Source organism: Desulfurobacterium pacificum, from assembly GCF_900182835.1.
Lineage (GTDB): Bacteria > Aquificota > Aquificia > Desulfurobacteriales > Desulfurobacteriaceae > Desulfurobacterium_B > Desulfurobacterium_B pacificum.
In genome coordinates, this window is record NZ_FXUB01000001.1 from 359,731 (window position 1) to 382,927 (window position 23,197).

The window sequence follows — 23,197 nt, forward strand, 5'->3', positions numbered from 1 at the left end:
AGGAAGGAATGGAAAAGAGGAACGTTACCTTCAGAATAAAGAGGTTCAATCCTCAAAAGGATGAAAAGCCATATTATCAGGAATTCACAATAGAAGTTCCCAAAGGAATGACAATATTAGAAGCCCTGCAGTATATAAAAGACAACGTAGACCCAACCCTTTCTTTCAGAGCGTTCTGCCGAAGCGCCATATGCGGTTCCTGTTCGGTTAAAATCAACGGATACCCCAAGCTTGCCTGTAAAACGCAGGTATTCAACGAACTTGACATTTATAAAACAGATACGCTAACGATAGAACCTTTAGACAACATGACGGTAATTAGAGACTTAATCGTTGACTGGGATTCCGCTCTTGAAAGAATGGAAAGAATGAAACCTTACCTGATACCAGACCCTGAAATCGTCCCTGAAACCCTTGAAGAAGAAAGTAAAGTTTATCCTAAAGAGCTTAAAAAATTTGATAAACAAACAGATTGCATCCTCTGCACCACCTGCTTCTCCGTCTGCGGTATAGCAAAGCTTGACAAAAACTACGGTGGTCCTTTCCCCCTTGCACGCGTTTACAGGTTTGCCGTTGACCCAAGAGATGCTCTCAAAAAAGAAAGGGCAAAAATCGGCTACGCTTACGATATGTGGAACTGCGTTCGCTGTAACAAGTGTGCAGACGTCTGCCCCAAACACGTCGCACCTGTTGACGCAATAATGAAACTGAGAGGACTCTCTATTGAAGCAGGACTGAAAGATAATCCAGGCGCAAGACACGTTTACGCCTTCTATAAGTCCCTGCTTGAATCCGGAATGCTCAACGAGGTTATGCTTCCTCTAAGGGCAAAAGGTATCAAAGGAATCCTTGAGAACCTGCCTATCGGTATTCAGATGATTCTTAAAGGAAAAGCTCATTCACCATTTATGAAACCGATTAAGGACCATGAAACGCTCCGCAAAGTTATGAAAGCAGCTATGGAGGTTGAATAGCTATGGGGAAATACGCCTTTTATCCAGGATGCGCAGCAAAAGGAGCTTCAAAAGAACTATACGAATCAACAACGGCAGTTATAGAAGCTTTAGGATTGGACATGATAGAGCTACCAGAATTTAGCTGTTGTGGAGCTGGCGTTTTAGAGGAAGTAAAGGACGTTCTTGACATAGCCGTAAATGCAAGAAACTTAGCCTACGCAGAAAAAGCCGGTAGAGATATAGTAACAGTATGCAGCACCTGCCTATTAGTTTTAAGAAATGCAAAGTATCACCTGGACAACGATGACGACCTGAGAGAAGAGGTCAACGAAATCCTAAAAGAAGCAGGTTTAGAATACAAAGGAACGGTTGACGTTAAACACTTTCACTGGGTTTTGTTAGAAGAGTTCGGCGTTGAAGGATTAAAGAAAAAGGTAAAAAGACCTCTTGAAGGACTAAAAGTATATCCATACTACGGATGCCATACGGTAAGACCAAAAGATATATTAGGTTTTGAACCTTCGGAAAACCCATCTTCCTTAGAAGACATAATAAAAGCCTTAGGCGCAGAAGTAGCCAACGCACCAAGAAGGCTGGAATGTTGCGGATTTCATGGGTTCTGGCCTGCACCGGAAATTTCCATGAAACTAACCGGTCTAAACCTGAAAGATGCGAAAGATAACAATGCTGATGTAATGGTAACGCCATGCCCCCTGTGCCACATGAACTTAGATGCAAACCAGTCAAGAGCGTTGAAGGCTATTGGCGAAAACTTCCAAATGCCTGTTTTACACCTGCCTCAGTTAGTTGGATTGGCTTTAGGCATAGAACCTCAAAAGTTAGGAATTCACAGACACATCGTTCCAGTCAGGATATAGTTTTAGCCCCTTTCGGGGCTTTTCCTTTTTAAAATCAAAAAACCGTCCCCCAACGGCAAGAGCGTCACACTGAAATCTGGATATTCTTTAATTTGATTAAGAAACAGTTTTAGCAGGTTAACCGTTCTGCTATAACGCTTCTCATCGTAGCTCTTACCGCACACGTAACCCCGAAAAAGAACGTTATCAAATACCGCCATACCCCTCTCACTTAAAAGTGCCTGGATTTTAAAATTAAAGAACGGATACTCGGACTTAACAGAATCAACAAAAATAAAGTCAAACTTTTCACCTTCTGCAAGTAAATCCTCAATTAACTCAAAAGCATCAGAATGAATTACTGTAACGTTTTTTAAACCAGCTTTTTTAAAAAACTCTTTTGCAACTTTCAACCTTTTTAAGTTGGAATCAACCGTTAAAATTTCAGCATCAGGAAATGCTTTCGCCATAACGATTGTGCTGTAACCTATTCCTGTTCCTATCTCAAGAATCTTTTCAGGTTTAACCAACTTAATAAGTAATTCAAGAAGCGCAGCCGCAGATGGAAGAAGAATCGGCACCTTTTCCTCTACAGCGAACTTCTCAATATCCTCCAAAACCTCATCTCTGCTGTTGTAAACATTAACAAAAGACTCAACATCTACAGGTACAATTTCACTCAGATTTTTCCACCTATTGAACTCCATCTGCAACACCCAAACTCTCAGTTTTTAGCAAATTGTATAACGAGTAATAGCATGAAAAATACAGCAAAAGAGTTTTGACTTTCAGTTTTTATTTACTAACTTTTTTAGTATATCTTTAAACTCTGGAGGCATTAATGATAATAAGCATTTCTGGAGGCAAAGGCGGAACAGGAAAATCCACCCTCTCCACCAACCTCTCAATCCTCCTTCAACAATTCACCCTGGTCGACTTAGACGTAGAAGCTCCAAACGACCACATCCTTTTAAACGTTAAACTAACTAACGGAATTCCTGTCAAACTATTCAAACCAAAATTCAACCATAGCTACTGCACAAGCTGTGGCATCTGCGCATCTGTATGCAACGACAACGCAATAATCTTAAACAAAGAAAGAAAACCAATACTACTCAAAGACCTTTGTGGTGGATGCACAGCTTGCAAACTGGCATGCCCTTCAGAGAAAGCAATAGAAGAAGAACACGAAATTATCGGTTACATATACGAAAACGAAACTTCTTACGGATTTAAACTGATAACGGGCACTTTACTTGAAGGAAAAGAAAAAACCTACAAAGTCCTGTTAGAAACAAAGAGAAGAGCCACAAAAGAAGAAAAAGTCATTTTAGATACAGCAGCCGGTGCCGGAAACTCAATATTCAAAGCTCTGGAAGGTTCTGACATCGTAATTGCAGTCACAGAACCAACCCCTTTTGGAGCAAGAGATTTAGAAAAAATCCTCCACGTCACATCCTACCTTAAATTAAAAACTGTAATCGTCATAAACAAAAGCGGGTTGGGAAATGAAAAAGAAATTATCAACTTATCCGAAAAGTATAACTACCCAATAATCGGCAGAATCCCCTACAGCGAAAACATAATCAAATGCTATTTTGACAGAACACCGATAGTCAAAACCCAATTACCAGAAGCAAAAATCTTCGAAGAAATCAAAGAAAAAATCATGGAGGAATTAAAATGCAACTAACCGTTGCCAGCGGCAAAGGAGGCGTGGGCAAGTCATCAATAACCGCTTCTCTATCTTTCCTCTTATCAAAAAGCGTTAAACTTGTTTCCTTGGATGCAGACGCTGACACTCCAAACCTTGAAATACTCCTAAAAGTGAAAAGCTGGGAAGGGAAAAAACCTTTTGAAGGAGAAAGAATCGCAGTAATAAATCCTTCCAAGTGTATCGGTTGCGGTATATGTGCAGAACACTGTCCTTATGAATGTATATATCCCGAAAGTAACTATTACAAAATAAGCGAAATATTGTGTGAAGGTTGCAACGTCTGCTCCATGGTTTGTCCGGAAAAAGAAACAATAAGCTTCAAACCAACAATCCCAGGCTTTGTAAAGTGGGGAAAAACAATCTACGGATTCCCATTAGTAACTGCCGAACTCCTACCTGGAAGACCAAATTCAGGAAAACTGGTGTTTGAAGCCAAAAAAATAGCGAAGAATTTTGACCACGATTTACTCTTAATAGATGCAGCAGCAGGAATAGGATGTTCAGTAATAGCCAGCATCAACGGAAGTGACTACACGATAGTTGTAGTCGAACCGACAGAAATCTCCTTCTCTGACGCCAAAAGACTTCTAAAAATAACAGACCACTTCAAAGTAAAAACCCTTGCCGTCATAAACAAATTCAACGTAAACGAAGAATACTCAAAAAGATTAGAAGAGTTTTTCACTGAAAGGAATATCAGGGTAATAGGAAAAATCCCCTACGACAAATCGGTAGTAGAAGCACTCGTAAAAGGGGAACCAGCCATTAAAACGTTTCCTGATTCCCCATTTTCAAAAGCAGTAAAAAAAGTAGCAGAAAATCTAAAGGAGATTCTTTAAAGTTTTAAGATTTTCATTTACCTCAACGGTTACACCAGCCTGTTCCAGCGCAGACCCGGCATTAGGACCTGCAGGCTTTTTTAATACCACTTTATCAACGCCAAGACTTAAAACGAACTGAGAAGCTTTAACGCCAGCTCCACCCGATGCAGAAGCACCCGGATTATCGTAGAAAGAAACTCTTCCATCTTCAATGACCGCAAAGAAAGGCGCCCTGCCAAACTCCTGAGAAATTTCAGCGTCCTCGCTCTTACTCAAAACCGGAACCAGCACTTTCATTTCAACCTCCGGCAACTACAAAAGTTTGGAAGAATTGTATAATTTAAAGTAACTTCTATCACCTAAAAGGTGCAGAGTGATTAAATCCTTTTTAGACAAGGAAACCAGAGAACTTTTTGTAAAAGGAAAATGCAAATCTCTTCCTGCTAAAATACAACGAGTAGCAAGAAGAAAGTTATTCCAACTTGACAAAGCTAAAGTTCTTAATGATTTAAAAGCACCACCAGGAAACAAATTGGAAGCTTTAAAGGGAAATCTAAAAGGATTCTACAGTATAAGGATAAACAGGCAATACAGGATTATATTTAAATTCGCAAATGGTAACGCTTACGATATTGCAATAGTGGACTACCACAAATAACCTAATAAGAGGCTAAATCTATGGTTATTAAACTAAGCAAACTGGAAAAAACAATAAAAAAAGCAGAAGCTTTTCCACCAGTTGATATTTTGGAACTTGAAGCTCCTCCCACCCATCCGGGTGAAATTCTAAGAGAAGAATTTTTAAAACCTCTTAATCTAACTCCTCAGGAATTAGCAAAAGAATTGAAGATTCCAATAGAAACTATTGATGAACTGATAAAAGAAAAACGCCCCATGTCGCCAGAAATAGCTATAAAACTTTCTAAAAGATTTGGAACAACACCTCAATTCTGGATGGGATTTCAAGTGGATTACGACTTGTGGAAAGCAGCAAAAGAAATGAAAATAGCAAATGTTGGATAACCTGAAAGGAGGTCAGCCATGAAAATAGCCGTTCCGATAGAGGAAGTAAACGGCCTTGAAAGCAGAATCTGTGAACACTTCGGTAGAGCACCTTACTTTGCGATAGTAACTGTTGAAGGTGAAGAAGCGAAGATAGACGTTTACGAAAATCCCGCCCTACAGGACCACCGCCCCGGACTGCTACCAGAAATGTTACGTTCCTTAGGAGTTGAAAAGCTTATAGCAAGAGGAGTAGGAAGGAGAGCTGAAATCCTGTTTAATGAATTGGGGATAGAAGTAATAAAAGGCGTATCCGGAACGTTAGGCGAAGCGTTAGAAAGGTTTTTAGAAGGAACGCTAACAGGAAACCCAGACTACGAACCGGAAGATAGGCACGGAGAGTGTGAACATCACGACCACTAACTCCAGTGCTTCCCGGACTCCACATCAACCGATAGGGGAACGCTCAAACGGACAACAGATTCCATTACCTCTTTTACCTTTTCTCTAACCTCCTTCTCCGCCTCCTGCGGCGCTTCAACAACAATTTCATCGTGAACCTGAAGAATCATAAAAGCGTCAAACTCTTCTAAAGGTTTAAGAAGCTCTATCATCGCCAGCTTCATAATATCAGCAGCCGTCCCCTGAATGGTAGCGTTAACCGCTGCCCTCTCACCAAAGTTTCTGATGTTTTTGTTCGGTGATTTAAGCTCCGGCAGAGGTCTCTTTCTGCCAAAAAGGGTTTTTACGTAACCTTTCTTATGAGCTTCTTCTATCGTTGAATCTATGTATTCCTTGACTTTCGGAAACTTCTTAAAGTATGTATCTATATACGCTGCAGCCTCTTCAACGGGAATTCCCAATCTTTCTGCAAGCCCGTGTGGACTCATTCCGTAGATGATTCCAAAGTTAACGGTCTTCGCCACCCTTCTCAAACGCTCATCTACCTGACCGAAAAGGTGGTAAGCCGTTTCTGAATGAACATCTTTACCTTCTCTGTAAGCGTTTATCAACTTTTCATCGCCGCTCAAGTGTGCAAGAATTCTCAGTTCAATCTGAGAGTAATCAGCCCAGACGAGAGTTTTACCTTCAGGCGCTTCTACGGCGTAGCGTATCTTTTTCGAAATTTCGTCAGAAACGGGAAGGTTCTGCAGGTTCGGTTCGGCAGAAGAAAGCCTCCCTGTAGCTGTTCCAGTTTGAATGAAGGTAGTATGAACCCTTCCCTTTTCATCAATATGCTTGAGAATTCCCTTCACGAAGGTGCTGTTAAGCTTTGAAAGTTTCCTGTATTCAAGGAGAAGCTTTGCTATTTCATGACCTTCAAGAGCTAAAGTCGTTAGAGTTTCAACGTCTGTTGAATAACCGGTTTTCGTCTTTTTAAGAGGTTTGAGTTTTAACTTCTCAAACAGAATTCTCGCAAGCTGTTTCGTGGAATTGACGTTAAACTCTTCACCTGCTATGGAATGTATCTCTTTTTTTATCTCTCTACACTTCTCATCAAGTTCTTTCCCAAAGCGTTCAAGGTATTTCCTGTTAAAAGGAACGCCTGCTTTTTCCATTCTGTATAAAACGTAAATGAGCGGATGTTCTATCTCCTCGTAGAGAGAATAAAGGTTCTGCCTTTTAAGGTCTGAAACGACTTTTCTTCCAAATTCAATAACGTGAGGAGCGTAAGGAGGAAGTTCCTTAATTCCCACCGTTCCAGTGTGCATTTCAATAAGCGTTTTAGCCGAATAGCTTTTCAAAAGTGGATTGAGAAGGTAGTAGGCAATAGAAAGGTCAATCACTTTATCTTTTAAATTTTCAAGCCCCGTTTTATGCAGGAAAGATTTAAAATCAAATGTAAATACTCTCTTGCTGAGAGCGGTAAACTTTTCTAATTCATGAGGTTCTATTTCCGTGTAACCATCTTTAACTGCAACGGTTAACGGGCTTTCGTGAATTAAAGCTACATCCGGCATAGAAAAAAGGTCGTTGGCACTCAACCTTTCTAAAAGTTCTTCTTTAGTGATTTTTTCAAACCTTTTAGCACTTTCTTCTTCAAACTTAACGTCAGGGAAGAGCTTTTTTACTTCCTCAACAACGCTTTTCATTTCAAGTTCTTTAAACAGCTTCTTTAAACATTCAGCGTCAGGTTTCCTCACTTTAAGGTCTTCAAGTTTCACATCAATGGGAACGTTTGTGTCTATAACAGCCAACTTCTTACTCAGAAAAGCCTGCTCTTTATACTCTTCTAAAAGTTTTCTTCTCTTAGGTGTAAGTTTCTTAAGACTTTCGTATATGTCTTCAAGGCTTCCGAACTGCTGTATCAGTTTTAGAGCAGTCTTTTCGCCAATTCCCGGAACGCCTGGGATGTTATCTATGGAATCACCTGAAAGTCCGAAAACGTCGGGAAGTTTATCAGGCTCTATTCCATACTTTCCTTTAAACGTTTTAAGGTCGTAAATCTCTTTCTTGCCCGTTCTGTTTGAAATGGCAACGATGGAAACGTGCTCATTTATGAGCTGCCTCATATCTTTGTCAGGCGTAATGATAACGACTTCGTAACCTTCCTGTGAAAGCCTTTTTGAAAGAGTGCCTAAAACGTCGTCGGCTTCGTAACCTTCCTTTTCAATGACAGGAATGCCTAAACATTTAAGAAACTTTTTTATGTAAGGCAGCTGTATTTTAAAGCTGTCAGGCGTCGGTTTTCTATTCGCTTTGTAATCTTTAGATATTTCGTTTCTAAACGTTTTTTTACCGACATCAAAGGCAACGGCAACGTATTCAGGCTTGTTAAAATCTTTGTAGAGTTTTAAAAACATTCTTATAAAACCGAAAACGGCGTTTGTGGGTAAACCTTTACTCGTTGAAAGTCCCTGTATTGCGTAAAAGGCTCTGTATGCAAGGCTCGTTCCGTCAAAAAGGTAAACCTTTTTACTCATCAATTTCACTCCTTATAAGGTCAAAGGCTTTTGTGATGTCTCCTGCTCCCATTGAGAGGAACACGTCGCCCTGTTTGAGGTTGGCGGAAATTCTTTTGCAGGCTTTCTCAAGACTTCCAAGATAAACGGCACCGCACTCTTTAGCAAGTTTCTCGGCATCTATCCCTTCTATCTCTTTTTCGCCTGCGGGGTATATATCGCAGATGAAGAGGTCAGGAATGGCTTTTAAAACCCTGACAAACTCTTTCCAGAGAATTTTAGTCCTTGAATACCTGTGAGGCTGGAAAAGAACGACTATCTTGCGGTTCGGGAAAGCCTTTCTAACAGCGCTGTAAGTAGCCTTTATTTCTGAAGGATGGTGGGCGTAATCGTCAATAAAGGTAATACCCTTAACCGTTCCTTTCAGTTCCATTCTGCGACTGGCGTTTCTGAACTGTTCAAGGTATTCTGCAACTTCAGAGAAAGGAATACCAGCCTCAAGGCAAACCGCTACCGTTGCTATTGCGTTTAAAACGTTATGTTCTCCCGGAACGTTAAGCTTTACGTTACCAAGCTTATCGCCTCTGTAGTAAATCTCAAAGAAACTGCCCAGACCCTTATAGACAACTGACGGTGCGTAAAAGTCCCAGTTTTCTGAAAAACCGTAGGTTGACTTCCTTTTATAAACTTTTTCAAGGATGTTCCTTACGTTCGGACATTCACCGCACAGGAAAACTTTGCCGTAAAAAGCCACCCTGTTTGCAAATTCAACAAAAGCAGATTTAAGGTTTTCAAGACTGCCGTAAAAGTCTAAGTGGTCTCTATCTATGTTCGTTATAACAGAGAGGGTGGGGGAAAGCTTCAAAAACGTTCCATCGCTCTCATCAGCTTCTGCTATGAGCCAGTCGCCGTCTCCCGATTGAGCGTTTATTCCGCCTAAAAGAGAAAGCCTTCCGCCTACTAAAATTGTAGGGTTAAGACCGGCACTGTAGAAAACCGTTGATATCATTGAACTTGTAGTGGTTTTGCCGTGAGTTCCCGCTACTGCAATGCCTTCTTTGAAGCGCATAACGTCGGAAAGGATGTCGGAGCGGGGGAGGGTGGGGATTTTTCTCCTTTTAGCTTCTACAATCTCAACGTTATCGCTCTTAACGGCTGAAGAGTAAATAACGATATCTGCACCTTTAACGTTTTCAGGGGAATGTCCTATAAAAACTTTTATTCCTTTCTCTCTCAGTTTCTGCGTCATTACCGATTCTTTTATATCAGAACCGGAAACCTCATAACCTCTATCTTTAAGAATCAGAGCAATTCCTGACATTCCTATTCCGCCTATACCTACAACGTGAACCTTCAACCGTTTTTCCATTGTATCTCCGTAAACCTATATTAATAGCTGGTAGAATTGTAGAACAAAATTAAGCTACAAAAGCAGGAAAACAATGGAAGGAATAGTTACAGAAAGAGCAGGACAGAAAATCACCGTTTTAATTCCAGAGGAAAGTAAAGAATACCGCGGAATACCTTTAGGAAAGGTCAGGAAGAAAGAGAAAATCTTCGCAGGCGACTACGTGGAAGGCAGAGTCGTTGATTCACAAACGTTTGCCATAGAAAAGGTAAAAGAGAGGAAAAACTTACTTATAAGACCTCCCATTGCCAATGTTGATAGAGTAGTAATAGTTTCAACAATCCAGAACCCTCCGTTCCAGAACTATTTACTTGATAACCTATTAGTAGTTTACGACTTTTTAGGGCTTGAGACTTTAATAGTGTTCAATAAAGTAGATGCGTTAGATGAAACGGGAAAAGAAGAACTTAAAAAGTGGGAAGACATATACAGAAACGCAGGTCATAAGATTTTCCGCACAAGTGCTCAAACGGGCGAAGGAATAGAAGAGTTAAAAAACGAACTATCAGAGGGAATAACTATATTTGCAGGGGCTTCCGGCGTAGGGAAAAGTTCTCTTATATCAAAAATTACAGGCGTAGAGCTAAAAGTTGGGGAAGTAAGCAGTAAAACGGAAAGAGGTAAACACACCACAAGAGAAGTAAGGCTTATACCCTTTAGAAACGGGTTTATAGGGGATGCGCCGGGATTTTCACGAGTGGAAGCTTTAAACTTTATGGAAAAGGAAGAAGTGAGAAACCACTTTCCCGAGTTCTTAAGATACGAATGTAAATTTTCCGACTGTATGCATTTAAACGAAGACGGATGTCAGGTAAGAGAAGCCCTTAAAAAAGGCGAAATATCCTGCGAACGGTTTAAAAGTTACTTAAAGATGATTCACGAATACGTTGACTGGCTAAACGAAGTTTGCTCTTAAAGGAAGATAAGGATGAAAGTAACGACTAAAACGTTTTTAGAAAAGAAACGAAAAGGTGAGAAAATAACCGTTTTAACCGCATACGATTACCTGACGGCAAAAATCGTTGACAGCGCGGGAGTTGATGCAATACTGGTGGGCGACTCTTTGGGAATGGTAGTTTTGGGATATCCATCAACAGTGCCGGTCACATTAGAGGAGATGATTCACCACACAAAAGCTGTAGTTAGAGGAAGAAAGCGCGCAATGGTGATAATGGACATGCCGTTTTTAAGCTACCAAACGGGAATAAGAGATGCCATCTTAAACGCCGGCAGAGCTTTGAAAGAAACGTTGTGCGACGCTGTAAAAATAGAAGGCGGTGTAGAACAATCTGAAACTATAAAAGCGCTGGTTGATGCTGGAATTCCCGTCATGGGACATATCGGCTTACAACCGCAGAAGATAAACGTTTACGGCAGTTACGATGTAAGAGGGAAAGGAGAAGAAAGGAAAAAATTGATTGAAGATGCCAAAGCAGTTGAAGAAGCTGGAGCCTTTGCTATTGTTTTAGAAAAAATACCTTCTGAACTTGCAAAAGAAATTACGGAAATGCTTTCAATCCCGACCATAGGTATAGGAGCAGGAAAGCACTGTGATGGACAGGTTCTGGTAACTCACGACCTTTTAGGACTCTTTGAAGATTTTAAACCGAAATTTGTAAAGAGATACGCAGAATTAGGAAAAACTGCAAGAGAAGCCGTAAAAACATTTATAGAAGAAGTAAAAGAAGGAAAGTTCCCCTCAAAAGAACACGAGTTTTAATAGAACATGAAAAGCTTCAAGGTTACGGAAGAACTAAATAAAGAAAGGTTAGATGTTGTTCTATCTGAAAAAGCGGAAATTTCCCGCTCAAGAGCCAAATCTTTAATAGAAGAAGGTCTGGTTTCAGTAAACGATAAAGCAGTAACGAAACCCTCTCACAAGGTTAAAGTCGGCGACATCGTCACCTATGAAATTCCAGAACCAGAGCCTTTAGAAGCAAAACCTGAAGACATACCTATAGATATAGTGTATGAAGATAAAGACGTTCTGGTCATTAACAAACCTGCAGGACTTGTTGTTCACCCAGCCCCAGGACACGAAAGCGGAACTTTAGTTAACGCTGTTCTCTACCACTGCAAAGATTTACAGGGGATAAACGGCTGCCTGCGACCCGGCATCGTTCACAGGTTAGACAAAGATACGGCAGGACTCTTAGTAGTGGCAAAAAACGATGAAGCTCAACAATCACTTATAGAACAGTTTAAAAACAGAACGGTAGGAAGGTTCTACCGCGCCCTAATTTTAGGAATACCAAAAGAGAAGAAAAAGCGAATCGTTCTACCCATTGGAAGAGACAAGTTTGACAGGAAAAAATTCTCTCCAAACACTTCATCACCAAAAGAAGCCATAACTAACTATGAAGTGATAGCAGAGTTTCCTGAACGCAACGTAGCCGAAATTAGATGCAAACTTGAAACCGGAAGAACTCATCAAATTAGAGTTCACATGTCTCACCTGGGATATCCTTTGTTGGGCGATAAAACCTATGGTTTCAAACCTTCAAGAATAAAGGACGAAAAACTCAAAAAACTTATAGAAGAAGCGAACATGCACATGCTCTGCGCTTACTACCTTGCTTTTGACCATCCAAGAACCGGCAAGAGAATGGAATTTGAGATAGACCTTCCTGAAGGTTATAGAAGCGTTTTAAACTACCTTAAAGGTAACTCTTAGCAAAGTTTATTACATTATCGCTTATTTTGAAAACAACCGGTGTTTTTTCAAGAACGGCAAAAAATAAATCGTTTAGATTTTCAAATATGTATTCATGAGCTATGAGATTCCTTATATCTCTTAACTCTAAAAACTCATCTGCACTGTCCACAAGACCTAACTTTTCAAGGTAATTGGCAACATCTATAAGCGTTCTCTTTTCTTCTCTTAAATAGTTGAGCAAGGAACGAATGAAACGTGAAGTTAAGATATCAACGCTTCTGGCAAAGCGTGACGTCAGCGCTTCAAACTCCACTAACTCTTCTGAAGAATAGGAATCTTTCAAACCTATTTTTCTACATCGGTTATACGATTCTTCAAGAACTGAAAGGCTTTTTTCTAAAAGAGATATATTGTCAAGAAGAATTTCTTTTAAATCTTTCACAGTTTCACCCCTTCTTTGAGGGCGAGGGTTTTGAAGGGGGGATTTTCTTCTCTGGTAAAGGAAACTATATCTAATTTTTGTTCACCAAATTGTTTGTAAAACGCAGTCCTGATTTTAACCTTTTCCATCAAAGAAAGTCTCCTGTTACCAACAACTAAAATATCTATATCACCACCCTTCTTTTTATCATCCACTCTTGAACCGAAAAGATAAACTTCTGCATCAGGAAGGAATCTCTTAATTTCTTCCTTCAAAAATTCGGCAATCTCTTTTCCTAACCGCATTTTGAACTCCAATAAAAGGATTATACTAAAGAACAAAATTTACAATTCGCGACACACTTGTTGACAAAATTCGTCACAAAAGCACTATAAACACTTGAAAGATAACGAAAATTTTTGGCACAACTATTGCTATAATTAAAGTTAGAAAACAAAAACTTTACTTAGACAGGAGGTCTAAAATGAGAAAGGCGTTTACACTTGTAGAACTATTAATCGTAATTGCAATCATCGCGATTCTGGCAGCGATTGCTATCCCACAGTATACAAAGTATGTTAAAAAAGCAGCAGCAGCAAATGCACAATCTGCATTATCAGCTTGTCTCTCTGAAGCAATGGCGGAATTTGCCGACAATGGAAGCTTAAATTATACCTGCAACTTGCAAGATTCAACTCCTTCAAGCATAACGATAAAACTTAATACAGATGGAAATCTATCAGGTTTTATTACTTCAAACGGAACAAATAGCACCGAATCAACTTCTGTTGATATCACAATTAAAGGGCATACTGTAACTTGCACAGCAAACACAAATACAAACACAATTACATGTAGTGAATAAATGTAGTTAAGGGAGGGTTTCCCTCCCTCTTTCTTTATCTTACAAACAGGAGAAAGGTTTGAAAGTAAAGGCTTTCTCTTTGATAGAACTTCTCATTACCATAACTATTCTTTCCATTCTCACTGCGATAGCCATACCTTCCTATATGAAATACAGACAAAAAGCTATAGTTTCCAGAATTCAAGGTGACTTAGTAGCATGCGCTGGAGAATTAATGGCAGAATACGCAAACAACGGAACAACAACAAAAACATGTAAAGTTTATAAAAGTAGCGATAATTGTACCTTAGTAATAGATAAATTAAACGATAAAATTAAAATAGAGAATTCTTACTGTGATTTCAATATAAATAGTAAAGTTGTCCGCTGTGAAATCCACACAAATTACGGAAACGTCAACGGTTATATAGACTGCTATTACAAAGAATAAACTAATTCAATTAATCCTCTTTCCTTCCCGCAAACCTATACCCATAACTTCCCAACTTAAGCAAATTCACCACAAACATAACCTGATAATCTATAGAGCCGTCGTAGTTTTTAACCCATCTGTAAGAAATTCTTCCGTTCCAGCATCCTCTGTTGATATTTATTGCATAATCTCTTTCTCTATCCATAGAATACTTAACATCATACCGTTGCTGGAAAGAAAAACTTACATATTTACCAATCGGAATATTCGTCCCCCACCTTACATACTTAACCTGTGGCTCTTCTTTTTGATAATAAAAATCCACCCAACCTCTTCCCCCTTCCAAACCATATCCATCTACTTCCAAAGGAAATCCCAAATAAGTATTTGCAATCTTTAAACTCCCATCATCGGAAGAAAGCTTCAAATCCTGCTGAAGCGTCAAATTAGAAACAGGAGTAAGGCTCAACTGAACTCTCCAGTCTTTCCAGTTATCTTCACCTTTAAAATCATACCCACCGCTAACATTTAACCTTCCAAGTTGCCTTCCAGAAGCGTAAAGGTAAGTTTCCGCACCCCAAAACGCTTCTCTCCTACTTTCAACCTTATCGTTCAGGTCGAAAATCACGTTATTCCCCAAACCCATAACATCAACAACCCTAAAACCAAACTTAGGAGTAACCGAAAAATCCCCCACCCTTCCCACCTTCTCAGCAACGTTAAAACTATTCAAATTCTCAAACTTAAAAATCCTACTTGTCCCGCCAATCTCATAATCACTAACCAAATAACTAACCTGCGTAGAACTCTTAAACTTTCTAAACGCCTTAACGTACCTCAAGCCAGGTTCAAGACTAACTCTATAACTGCTCCCCCCAGCTTTCCTGTAAAAGTAAGTAGCATCTCCGCTAAAGTTAAACGTAAACGGAAATCGGGAAACAGGAACATCCATAAGATAAAACTGCAAATCCGGCAACTTCTGATAAACCCTATCGGTAGAACCATCAAGATAATCAAGGTAAACAAGGTTAGCATTAATTACAGCGTGCTCCCACAACTTCGAAAGGTTGGCGTCAGATTTCGTATAAACCTGCGTCTTTTCCTCTACGTCAAAGGTAGTAGTGGCTTTATAATAACTTCTACTATTTACCATTTCAGCGTGAGCAGTCCCGTAAACGTAATCGGAAGGTCTATAAGAATGGTTAAAAGTAAATTTCCAGCTCTTTTCCGAAGGCAAATCCAATTTATTCACCCAAATATCACCGCTGGAATAAGGAGAAAGAACGTATCTAAACTCTGCTGATTTCCCATTTCCACCTTTAAAACGCTTTTCATAAGCAAGTGTCAAATCAGCGCTTCTTCCTAACACTAAATAAAATGGCTGCCTGTAATAAAATCCCCCCTCACTCACATACCCTATCCTTGGCGTCAAAAATCCGCTCTTTCTCCCTCTCACAACAGGACCGGTCAAAACAGGCGTGACCAAAACAGGAATCTCTTTTATCCTGAAAGTAACCCACCTACCTGCAAAACTCTCTCCCAATAGAACTCTAAACTTCTTTGCTCCAATAGACCAATCAGGACAAACCTGCCCCGTGCAAGGCGTATACTCTCCATCATAAGCAATCCACTCTTTCTCAGATAACCTTTCTATCCTATCCGCCCTTATATAATCTGTTGGAGAAAGTTTCCCACTAACCCTTTCAAGAACCGCCCTTTTACTCTTCAAATCGTAAATCAGCGACTTACACTTTAAATCAACATCTCCCTCCACAACTTCTACGTTACCCCATACCCTCAAAATCCCGCTTACTCTATCGTAACTTGCATTATCACCTTTAACCACAACATCCTTAAACCTTACAACAACCTTTCCGTGTGCTTCCACTTTCTTATTAATATTTCCGCAGAGCTTTTCAGCAGAAAGCCTTACAGGAACTTCCTGAGCATTCGCCGACGCCAAATAAAAACAAAAAATCAAGAGAATAATCGATAATTCCCTTCTCAAAACTTTCCCCTTTACCGAAAACTCACTAAAATTTTAAACGATTTAACCTCCATTTGTCCTCAAAAGCCATATAATTATTTTTAGTAAAACCTCATTTACAGGAGAAAACCATGAAGCTCACAGAACTCTTAAGAAAAATAAACCTCCTCCACGCTGGTATAGTCTCTTTCACTTTAGATAAACTTGACGAATTCATAAAAGAGTTAGAAGAAAAAGGGAAACTGACAGAAGCAGAAGGAAAGGAGCTAATTCAAAAGCTAAAGAAAATAGCAGAAAAACAGAAAGAAGAATTCAAAAAGGAAATTGAAGAAACGTTTAAAGAATTAAAACCTGCCACAAAAGAAGAAATAGAAGAACTCAAAAAAGAGATTGAAAAGCTAAAGGAAGAAATTGAAGAATTAAAAGAGGAAAAGTTCTAACCAATGATAAAAAGGCTCTACCAGATAACAGGAACGCTCTTTTTCTGCTTCTATGAAAAAATCCCCCTCTCTTTCCTCCTCTTCCCTCTCTTCCTCCCTTACAGGAAACTCCTCCGCCACCCACCGCCCCAAAGGCTCAGAACAGCATGCGAAAACTTAGGTGCAACCTTTATAAAATTAGGACAGATACTCTCAACAAGAGTTGACCTACTTCCGCCCGAATACATAAAAGAACTCCAAAAACTGCAAGATAGCGTCCCCCCTGTCCCTTTGAAAACTCTACTACCAAAAGATTTCTACAAAAACTTCACAGAGATAGAAGAAACTCCCATAGGTTCAGGTTCCGTCGCTCAAGTCCACAGAGCAAAACTCAAAACAGGCGAAGAAGTTGCAGTAAAAATAATCAAGCCAGATGCAGAAAAAACAATCAAAACCGACATGAAAATCCTCAAAACCACACTCTCTCTCCTCTCCTTCCTACCAATAGTCAGAGAACTAAAACTCAAACAGGTTGCAGAAGAGTTAGAAACCATCCTGTTAGACGAGTTAGACCTTTCAAGAGAAGCTTCCTATCTTGAAATGTTCAAAAACTTTTCAAAAGAAGAAAAATATCTCTACGTCCCAAAAGTTATCTGGAGACTTACAAACGAAAAAATCTTAGTTACAGAATTCATAAACGGAATAAAACTAACAGAATTCATAGAAAAGTACGGAACAGACAAAGAATTAGCCGAAAACTTCGTCAAATTGGTAAATAAAATGGTTTTTGAGTTTAACGTCTTTCACGGAGACCTTCACCCCGGAAATATCTTCATAACAAAAGATAAGAAATTCGCCCTCGTAGATTTCGGAATAGTAGGAAGGTTAACCCCAGACACTGCTTCCCACTTCTTTCTTTTCTCCTTAGGCGTAATGGAAAAAGACCCGGATATAATTGTAGAAGCCCTTGAAAGAATTAACGTTCTTCCACCAAATATTAACGTTCCCCTTCTAAAAAGAGAAATTCTCAAATTTTTAGATAAGTACTACAACCGCCCCCTATCATCAATAGACGCAGAAAAAATCTTTTACGAAGAACTCTCAGCAGCAAGAAAGTTCAAAATAGTTCTACCGGAAGAATTGGTAATACTCATGAAAACCATAGCACACACCGAATCAATAGCAAGATTAATATACCCTGACTTCAGACTCCCTCCACTACTTAAACCCTACCTCAAAAAACTACTACCCAAATTTGCCGTAAAAGAAATCAAAAGAAGAACCATAAAAACAGCTCTTTTTATTGACAAAACGTTAAACAGCCTATTAGAACGAAAAACAGAAAAAGGAACAAACCAGAATTCTCTGATACTTCCCGCTCTACTGATAAGCTACGGCATAGTATTAGCCATTAAGCCTATTATGTTCCTACCCTTTATTCTCATCTCTACTGCTACCTACAAACTCTTTAAAAGCAGTTAAAACTTCCTCAGCCACATCCTCAACAGACTTACCTGAAGTATCAACAATTAAATCCGCCTCTTCGTAAAACTTCTTCCTCCTCTCAAACAAGGCTTTCACTTTCTCCTTTCCCAAAGAGGCAAGCGGTCTCTCTCTATCTCCCTCTATCCTTTTCCATAAAACGTCAAAAGGCGTATCAAGGTAAATCAACAACGCTTTCTCCTTCAACAAGGACAGATTATCCCCCCACGTAGGCGTTCCTCCACCTAACGAAATAACAAGGTTACCTTCCCTATTCAAAACACTTTCCAATACTTCTCTTTCCACCCTTCTAAACTTTTCCTCTCCACCACTTTCAAAAATTTCCCTTATTTTCTTACCTGTAACTCTCTCAATCTCTTCATCAAGGTCTAAAAACTTCCACCCTAACTCTTTTGCAACTACTTTACCAACGCTACTTTTTCCACATCCCATAAACCCAGCTAAAGCAATTTTCATTTCGCAGGCACCTCAAAAAACGGAACATAACCACTCTTTGGAAGTTGACCTACAAAATATCTACCAAACTTAGTTTCAATAAATACTTTACCTCCTTCTACCATTAGCTTTCCACTACAAACAGCCGACTTATCAATCGGTTTTTCCAAAACCTTTTTAACCAAAATTTCATTCATAATCTCATTCCTCTTCTCTAAAACAGCCAACCTATCATAGTTTTTAGGTAAAACAACAAGAACTAATACAACCAACAACAGAACTGAAAAAACAACCCTAAAAACCGCATTGGCAAAAGCCCCTTCCTTGTAAGGCTTAATAGTAACTACTTTTTCATCTATCCAATCTACAAGGTCCAACAAAGAAACACCGTGAGAATGTAAATCTTCAAAAGTAATAGGCTTCTGAGCCAACTGCACAGCCTTTAAAAATTTTGGCACAGAATTTCCCACTTTTTCAACAACAAATTCTCTTGGCAACGAGTTCAACCTTTTTAAATTCTGCGCTGAAACAAATTTCTTCAAATCATCAATAGTAACAAAAGAGTTCCAGCTACAAACAACATCCTTAGAAACCTTAAAATAAGGATGCCTTTTATTTAACCACCAATCTTCAACCAAAATCTTTAAATAAACATCTGCAGGTAACTTATCTTCCCCATTAAAATACACTTTTCCATCTTTCACGCAGAACTTAACTTCTTTGAAAGGATGAAGAAAAGATAGGATTAAACAACCTTCTCCTTTCTCATTTAACAAATCAATCAACTCAACCACATCATCCGGTTTAAAAAGCTTTCCTGTTAACTGCACATTAGAACCCCAAAAAGTAGATTTAAAGCCGCCACAAATAAAGGTAAAACCACAAATGGCTTCATTTCGGCATTTATAAAACTAACTGTTCCTGGCACTTTTAAAATATCTTCTCTAAAGTAACCATAATTTATTGGAATGAATTTCAAAATTAACATTCCAAGAATAAGTCCCAAAACTACACTTATTAAATGGGGCAAAAGAACTGAAAAAAAAGAAACTCTTGAAGGATAAAGATGCATAGGAATAGGTATTCCTTTCGCTATAAGAGGAATATTTCTTATCTTATCTGCAAGACGCCCTGCATTAACAGAAGTATCAAGCATAGCAGAACGCGTCAAAAACAAATTATACTCAACAATAGAAGCCCTTTTTTCCCTTAAAGCTTCAGAAAAAAGCTTCCTTGCTTTTTCAAGCTTTCCTTCCATAAAAGAAATAACCCCCAAATCATTCAACAATACCACTTTTTCTTCAGAATTTGACACTTTTTTCAAAAGGTTTCTCAATCTAAAAGCAACGGTATAGTTTCCCCAAGATATTCTATTCGTGAGCTTCTCTATCTCTGCACGTATTGGGAAACCCCCAAAAGCTTCTTCAACCAAATAATCAGGAGCATACCAATCTCTATCAACTTTAACAGTAAACTCCTCTGCTGGTGAATTTATTAAGCGCTCTAAAAATCCCTCTCCAACTACACAACACCCCAAAACTGCTAACAATCCAAAATAAAAATAAACAAAATTCCACTTCTTAAAAGAAAAAAGAAAGACTCCAGAACACGCAAATAGAAACAGAAGCAACAAGAATTTTTCCTCAAGGATTAAAAAAAACACCAAAAGAAGAAAGGCAACAACAAAAACCTGTACCCAATAGCCAAACTTTTTAACCTGCTGAAAGAAAAACAACACCGAAAAGAAAGCAAGAATCACTAAACCACAAAGGGAATATACCTTTAAAGGCTGGATAACTTTTAAAATTCTTACAAAAAGAGAAAGCTCGGTAGAAGGTAATTTTTCTATTTCCCTACCTGTTAAATAATTTAACTCTGGAACATAAATAACAGGCAATTCTCCTTTCTTTTTTAAGATGCAAGAAACATCTTCATTTATTACAACACTACTTTTATTAGCTTTTAGGTCCCGTTCAAGCTTATAAACAAGTTCATCTAACGAAGATGAGAAAGCTGACCTCAAAAAGAAAAAATTAAATGTTATTAGTAACAGCACTAAGAAAAGAACCCCTCTCCTCATACCTTTCAATTCCTTTTATCCCCCAAGTTTTATAACCGATAACCTTTTTCCCCAACTTCAAAGCATGACCTATTTCACTCAACGTTCCGTAACTACCACCAACGGCAATTATAACTTTTGAAGAAGCAACAACCAACACGTTCCTCGCTTGATACATACCGGTAGGAATTTGAACATCTATGTAAGGATTAGCGTTAAACTCATAACCTGGTAATATCCCAACCGTTAATCCCCCTCCCATCTTCGCACCTTTAGCAGCAGCTTCCATAACCCCATAAAGACCCCCACAAACTAAAACGTATCCTCTCTTCGCTATCAATTTTCCAACTTCAAAAGCCACATTATAAAGCTCACTACCTGGTTCAACGTTCCCATCACCTATAACTGCTACGTTCCTCACTTAGCCTTACCCCTCAGGTAGTCAACAAGTGGTTCCTTTATCTCAACAAGCCCTAACTCCGTAATCTCCATTAAATGAATCTTAGTATCATGACCACACAATCTACAACCATCAATTCTGAACAGCCTCAAGATATCCCCTAACTCTTTCTTAAACGCTTTTGCCCTTGAAGGAGAAAGAAGAATCTCTTTAGAAAGTACCATAGTGCAGTCAACTATATGACCTACTGCGTAGCCTCCAGCAGCCTCAGCCGAAAGCTCATCATGCCCACTTCTTTTCTGAGAAACGAAAATTGCTGTCTGATACCACTTCTTCATAAAGTTAAAGAAAGCTCTAACAATGGAACGAGCAAGCATCTCCTTAGCCTCGTAAAGTCCAGTAATAGAATCAATTACAGTTCTATGACAACGATAGGTTCTATAAACGTAAGCAAGAGTATCAAGCATCGTAGGAACATCATCTCTCAAACGAGCATTACTTGCAGCATCTATCAGTATGATATTGTTCTCTATTTCTTCAAAATTTACTCCCATAGCCGTTGCTCTTTCCCTTAAACCTGCTGCAACGAACGAAGCAGGACTTTCCACTGTTACAAAACATACCTTCTGCCCCAAAGAAGCCTGTTTTATAGTAAACTGCTCAGCAATCAAACTCTTACCTGTATCTGGCATGCCCGTCAAGTTAACAACAGCGTATTCAGGAATTCCACCAAGAGACTTCCTAACAGGCTTACCGTCTTCCCACTCTACTTTAAAAAACAAATCATCAAGCCCTTTAACTCCCGTAGGCACGCCTCTTAGTTCAGGCGCTTTCTTAACAGCTTCCCCTAAAACGTAAACGTAGTCTTTCATTACCTGCGGTTGCCTGTCGGAAAACTGATAATCCGCCATATCTATCCCCTCTAATTAGATTTCACTAATTTACAACCCCACTCCAACAGTTCCCTCGTTCTTTCAACACTCGGAGTTTCAGCGTAAACCCTGAATACCGGTTCTGTACCAGAAGGTCTAAACAGTATCCAGGAATCATCTTTAAATATAATCTTTAAACCATCAATCGTTATTACCCTGTCAACAACCAAATCGTTCCACTTTTCAGGAGGATTCTTTTTTAACTTTTCTAAGTTCTCTCTTTCTTCTTCAGTAACAGGCAGGTCTCTCCTCAGGTAGTAAGCTTCTCCGAACTCTTTAAAGAGTGCCTTAACCATTTCAGAAACGCTTTTACCTTCTGCAAGCATCTTCTCAACTATCAAAAGTCCCATTAAAAGACCATCTCTTTCTGGCAAGTAGTCCATAAAAGCATAACCACCACTTTCCTCTCCACCAAACATAACCTTTTCTTTTAAAGCAACTTCAGAAATATTCTTAAATCCAACAGGTACCTCTTTCAACTCAATACCTTCAGCTCTACAAACCCTATCAACTAAATAACCTGTTGAAACAGTTTTTACCACAATTCCATTTCTTACCCCTTTGTTCCTTATAACATGCTGAAGCAAAAGAGTGTAAACAATTTGAGAATTAACAAAACTTCCTTTTTCATCAACTATACCAACTCTATCCCCATCTCCATCGTGAGCAATACCTACATCCGCTCTTTTAGCCCTAACAACCTCTTTTAAAGCTAAAATATTTTTTTCAACTATAGGCTCAGGATGCTTACCGCCAAACAGCGGGTCTCTATAGGAATGAATAGAAACAACCCTTGTTTTTGTTCCTTCAACAGCTCTTGAAAGTAGTCCTTGCTGAGCACCAAACATGGGGTCATGAACTATCTCTACAGCTTTCTCTTTAAAAAGGGATAACTCCAATTGCTGTCTAACTCCTTCAACGTAAGGAGTGACAATATCTTCAACTTCAAAATCCCCACTTCCCTTCACTTCATCCAAAAACTTTTCCGCCTCTTCTAACTTACTTTCTATTCCCCTTGTAAACTCTGTAGTCGCAGCCCCACCGAAAGATTCTTTTACTTTATAGCCGTTATACTTACCGTGGTTATGAGAAGCAGTAATAACTATCCCATTATCAAAACCAGCATATTTAGTAGCGTGAGAAACTGCAGGAGTAGGTGAAAAAGTCTTGGATAGAACAACCTCAAATCCCATGTCTGCAAAAATCCCCGCCACAAACCTCCCATACTCTTCAGACAGAAACCTTAAATCGTAACCAACAACAACCCTTTCAGCGCCCAACTCTTTCAGGTAAAGCGCATGCGCAACGGCAACCTTTTTCAGATTATCAAACGTAAAATCCTTTGATATAACGCCCCTCCAGCCGTCAGTTCCAAACTTTATCATTCTACTTCCTCCGCTTTTCAAATGGCATAAAGCTAAATTTTTTAATAGATTATAGCTTA

The 23,197-nt window shown here is 39.1% G+C and carries 27 protein-coding genes; 14 read left to right on the forward strand and 13 right to left on the reverse strand.

Annotated features, from left to right (window positions below; all coding sequences use genetic code 11):
* Positions 1-8 precede the first annotated feature (8 nt).
* Both QOL23_RS01755 and QOL23_RS01760 read left to right on the forward strand, forming a co-directional pair.
* Entirely contained in the window at positions 9-974 is a 966-nt protein-coding gene (locus tag QOL23_RS01755) for a succinate dehydrogenase/fumarate reductase iron-sulfur subunit (protein ID WP_283399862.1), read from the forward strand.
* Positions 975-976: 2 nt separating this feature from the next.
* On the forward strand, positions 977-1,834 hold the full coding sequence (locus QOL23_RS01760) for a CoB--CoM heterodisulfide reductase iron-sulfur subunit B family protein (RefSeq protein ID WP_283399863.1): 858 nt from the start codon (positions 977-979) through the stop codon (positions 1,832-1,834).
* A 2-nt stretch (positions 1,835-1,836) separates the two neighbouring features.
* Here the strand turns inward: QOL23_RS01760 and QOL23_RS01765 are convergent, their stop codons facing one another.
* Positions 1,837-2,520 carry an O-methyltransferase gene (locus tag QOL23_RS01765; protein WP_283399864.1) on the reverse strand — a complete coding sequence of 228 codons (684 nt, stop codon included), beginning with the start codon at positions 2,518-2,520 and terminating at the stop codon, positions 1,837-1,839.
* Between the two features lie 134 nt (positions 2,521-2,654).
* On the opposite strand from QOL23_RS01765, the gene QOL23_RS01770 reads away from it, so the two are divergent.
* Both QOL23_RS01770 and QOL23_RS01775 read left to right on the forward strand, forming a co-directional pair.
* The gene (locus tag QOL23_RS01770; protein ID WP_283399865.1) at positions 2,655-3,506 is read left to right on the forward strand and encodes a nucleotide-binding protein; all 852 of its coding nucleotides are present in this window, start codon (positions 2,655-2,657) and stop codon (positions 3,504-3,506) included.
* Entirely contained in the window at positions 3,497-4,369 is an 873-nt protein-coding gene (locus QOL23_RS01775; RefSeq protein ID WP_283399866.1) for a P-loop NTPase, read from the forward strand. The genes QOL23_RS01770 and QOL23_RS01775 overlap by 10 nt, the downstream gene beginning before the upstream one ends.
* Here QOL23_RS01775 and QOL23_RS01780 read toward each other — a convergent pair.
* A complete protein-coding gene (locus QOL23_RS01780) occupies positions 4,352-4,648 on the reverse strand; it encodes a NifB/NifX family molybdenum-iron cluster-binding protein (RefSeq protein WP_283399867.1) in 297 nt (98 codons plus the stop codon). The two genes, QOL23_RS01775 and QOL23_RS01780, sit on opposite strands and share 18 nt — an antisense overlap.
* Positions 4,649-4,724: 76 nt before the next feature.
* On the opposite strand from QOL23_RS01780, the gene QOL23_RS01785 reads away from it, so the two are divergent.
* From QOL23_RS01785 to QOL23_RS01795, 3 genes are read left to right on the forward strand one after another with little or no spacing between them, the layout of a single operon-like run.
* The gene (locus tag QOL23_RS01785) at positions 4,725-5,009 is read left to right on the forward strand and encodes a type II toxin-antitoxin system RelE/ParE family toxin (RefSeq protein ID WP_283399868.1); all 285 of its coding nucleotides are present in this window, start codon (positions 4,725-4,727) and stop codon (positions 5,007-5,009) included.
* A 20-nt stretch (positions 5,010-5,029) separates the two neighbouring features.
* Positions 5,030-5,374: a HigA family addiction module antitoxin gene (locus QOL23_RS01790; RefSeq protein WP_283399869.1), complete on the forward strand. Its 345-nt coding sequence runs from the start codon at positions 5,030-5,032 to the stop codon at positions 5,372-5,374.
* A gap of 18 nt (positions 5,375-5,392) precedes the next feature.
* Entirely contained in the window at positions 5,393-5,776 is a 384-nt protein-coding gene (locus tag QOL23_RS01795; RefSeq protein WP_283399870.1) for a NifB/NifX family molybdenum-iron cluster-binding protein, read from the forward strand.
* Here QOL23_RS01795 and polA read toward each other — a convergent pair.
* Both polA and murC read right to left on the reverse strand, forming a co-directional pair.
* Positions 5,773-8,277 carry a DNA polymerase I gene (gene polA / locus QOL23_RS01800; RefSeq protein WP_283399871.1) on the reverse strand — a complete coding sequence of 835 codons (2,505 nt, stop codon included), beginning with the start codon at positions 8,275-8,277 and terminating at the stop codon, positions 5,773-5,775. The genes QOL23_RS01795 and polA overlap by 4 nt on opposite strands.
* Positions 8,270-9,625: a UDP-N-acetylmuramate--L-alanine ligase gene (gene murC, locus QOL23_RS01805; protein ID WP_283399872.1), complete on the reverse strand. Its 1,356-nt coding sequence runs from the start codon at positions 9,623-9,625 to the stop codon at positions 8,270-8,272. The genes polA and murC overlap by 8 nt, the downstream gene beginning before the upstream one ends.
* A 73-nt stretch (positions 9,626-9,698) precedes the next feature.
* Here murC and rsgA point away from each other — a divergent pair, with 73 nt between their 5' ends.
* The 3 genes from rsgA to QOL23_RS01820 are packed head-to-tail and all read left to right on the forward strand — an operon-like array spanning position 9,699 to position 12,338.
* On the forward strand, positions 9,699-10,580 hold the full coding sequence (gene rsgA, locus QOL23_RS01810; protein WP_283399873.1) for a ribosome small subunit-dependent GTPase A: 882 nt from the start codon (positions 9,699-9,701) through the stop codon (positions 10,578-10,580).
* 12 nt (positions 10,581-10,592) lie between these two features.
* A complete protein-coding gene (gene panB, locus QOL23_RS01815; RefSeq protein ID WP_283399874.1) occupies positions 10,593-11,384 on the forward strand; it encodes a 3-methyl-2-oxobutanoate hydroxymethyltransferase in 792 nt (263 codons plus the stop codon).
* Positions 11,385-11,390: 6 nt separating this feature from the next.
* Positions 11,391-12,338 (forward strand): RluA family pseudouridine synthase, encoded by a 948-nt coding sequence (locus QOL23_RS01820; protein WP_283399875.1) that lies wholly within the window; start codon positions 11,391-11,393, stop codon positions 12,336-12,338.
* Here QOL23_RS01820 and QOL23_RS01825 read toward each other — a convergent pair.
* Positions 12,322-12,762: a hypothetical protein gene (locus QOL23_RS01825; RefSeq protein ID WP_283399876.1), complete on the reverse strand. Its 441-nt coding sequence runs from the start codon at positions 12,760-12,762 to the stop codon at positions 12,322-12,324. The two genes, QOL23_RS01820 and QOL23_RS01825, sit on opposite strands and share 17 nt — an antisense overlap.
* Complete coding sequence (locus QOL23_RS01830; RefSeq protein ID WP_283399877.1) at positions 12,759-13,046, reverse strand: nucleotidyltransferase domain-containing protein; 288 nt, start codon at positions 13,044-13,046, stop codon at positions 12,759-12,761. Before QOL23_RS01830 ends, QOL23_RS01825 begins: the two co-directional genes overlap by 4 nt.
* A gap of 179 nt (positions 13,047-13,225) precedes the next feature.
* On the opposite strand from QOL23_RS01830, the gene QOL23_RS01835 reads away from it, so the two are divergent.
* Together QOL23_RS01835 and QOL23_RS01840 are read left to right on the forward strand one after the other, a co-directional pair.
* Complete coding sequence (locus tag QOL23_RS01835; RefSeq protein WP_283399878.1) at positions 13,226-13,606, forward strand: prepilin-type N-terminal cleavage/methylation domain-containing protein; 381 nt, start codon at positions 13,226-13,228, stop codon at positions 13,604-13,606.
* Between the two features lie 58 nt (positions 13,607-13,664).
* The gene (locus tag QOL23_RS01840) at positions 13,665-14,036 is read left to right on the forward strand and encodes a type IV pilin protein (protein ID WP_283399879.1); all 372 of its coding nucleotides are present in this window, start codon (positions 13,665-13,667) and stop codon (positions 14,034-14,036) included.
* 10 nt (positions 14,037-14,046) lie between these two features.
* Here QOL23_RS01840 and QOL23_RS01845 read toward each other — a convergent pair whose 3' ends face one another.
* A complete protein-coding gene (locus tag QOL23_RS01845) occupies positions 14,047-16,026 on the reverse strand; it encodes an LPS-assembly protein LptD (protein WP_283399880.1) in 1,980 nt (659 codons plus the stop codon).
* Positions 16,027-16,136: 110 nt separating this feature from the next.
* On the opposite strand from QOL23_RS01845, the gene QOL23_RS01850 reads away from it, so the two are divergent.
* Together QOL23_RS01850 and QOL23_RS01855 are read left to right on the forward strand one after the other, a co-directional pair.
* Positions 16,137-16,445 carry a hypothetical protein gene (locus QOL23_RS01850; RefSeq protein WP_283399881.1) on the forward strand — a complete coding sequence of 103 codons (309 nt, stop codon included), beginning with the start codon at positions 16,137-16,139 and terminating at the stop codon, positions 16,443-16,445.
* A gap of 3 nt (positions 16,446-16,448) precedes the next feature.
* The gene (locus QOL23_RS01855) at positions 16,449-17,906 is read left to right on the forward strand and encodes an ABC1 kinase family protein (protein ID WP_283399882.1); all 1,458 of its coding nucleotides are present in this window, start codon (positions 16,449-16,451) and stop codon (positions 17,904-17,906) included.
* Here QOL23_RS01855 and QOL23_RS01860 read toward each other — a convergent pair.
* Genes QOL23_RS01860 through QOL23_RS01885 form a run of 6 tightly spaced genes read right to left on the reverse strand, consistent with a single transcriptional unit; the run spans position 17,853 to position 23,138 of the window.
* Positions 17,853-18,383, reverse strand: a complete 531-nt coding sequence (locus QOL23_RS01860) for a shikimate kinase (protein ID WP_283399883.1) — start codon at positions 18,381-18,383, stop codon at positions 17,853-17,855. The two genes, QOL23_RS01855 and QOL23_RS01860, sit on opposite strands and share 54 nt — an antisense overlap.
* A complete protein-coding gene (locus QOL23_RS01865; RefSeq protein WP_283399884.1) occupies positions 18,380-19,192 on the reverse strand; it encodes a hypothetical protein in 813 nt (270 codons plus the stop codon). The genes QOL23_RS01860 and QOL23_RS01865 overlap by 4 nt, the downstream gene beginning before the upstream one ends.
* Complete coding sequence (locus QOL23_RS01870) at positions 19,183-20,418, reverse strand: hypothetical protein (protein WP_283399885.1); 1,236 nt, start codon at positions 20,416-20,418, stop codon at positions 19,183-19,185. Before QOL23_RS01870 ends, QOL23_RS01865 begins: the two co-directional genes overlap by 10 nt.
* On the reverse strand, positions 20,396-20,842 hold the full coding sequence (locus tag QOL23_RS01875) for a TIGR00725 family protein (RefSeq protein WP_283399886.1): 447 nt from the start codon (positions 20,840-20,842) through the stop codon (positions 20,396-20,398). The genes QOL23_RS01870 and QOL23_RS01875 overlap by 23 nt, the downstream gene beginning before the upstream one ends.
* The gene (locus QOL23_RS01880) at positions 20,839-21,732 is read right to left on the reverse strand and encodes a KaiC domain-containing protein (RefSeq protein ID WP_283399887.1); all 894 of its coding nucleotides are present in this window, start codon (positions 21,730-21,732) and stop codon (positions 20,839-20,841) included. Before QOL23_RS01880 ends, QOL23_RS01875 begins: the two co-directional genes overlap by 4 nt.
* Positions 21,733-21,743: 11 nt before the next feature.
* Positions 21,744-23,138, reverse strand: coding sequence for a phosphoglucomutase/phosphomannomutase family protein (locus QOL23_RS01885; RefSeq protein ID WP_283399888.1), 1,395 nt, complete (start codon positions 23,136-23,138; stop codon positions 21,744-21,746).
* Between the last annotated feature and the right edge of the window lie 59 nt (positions 23,139-23,197).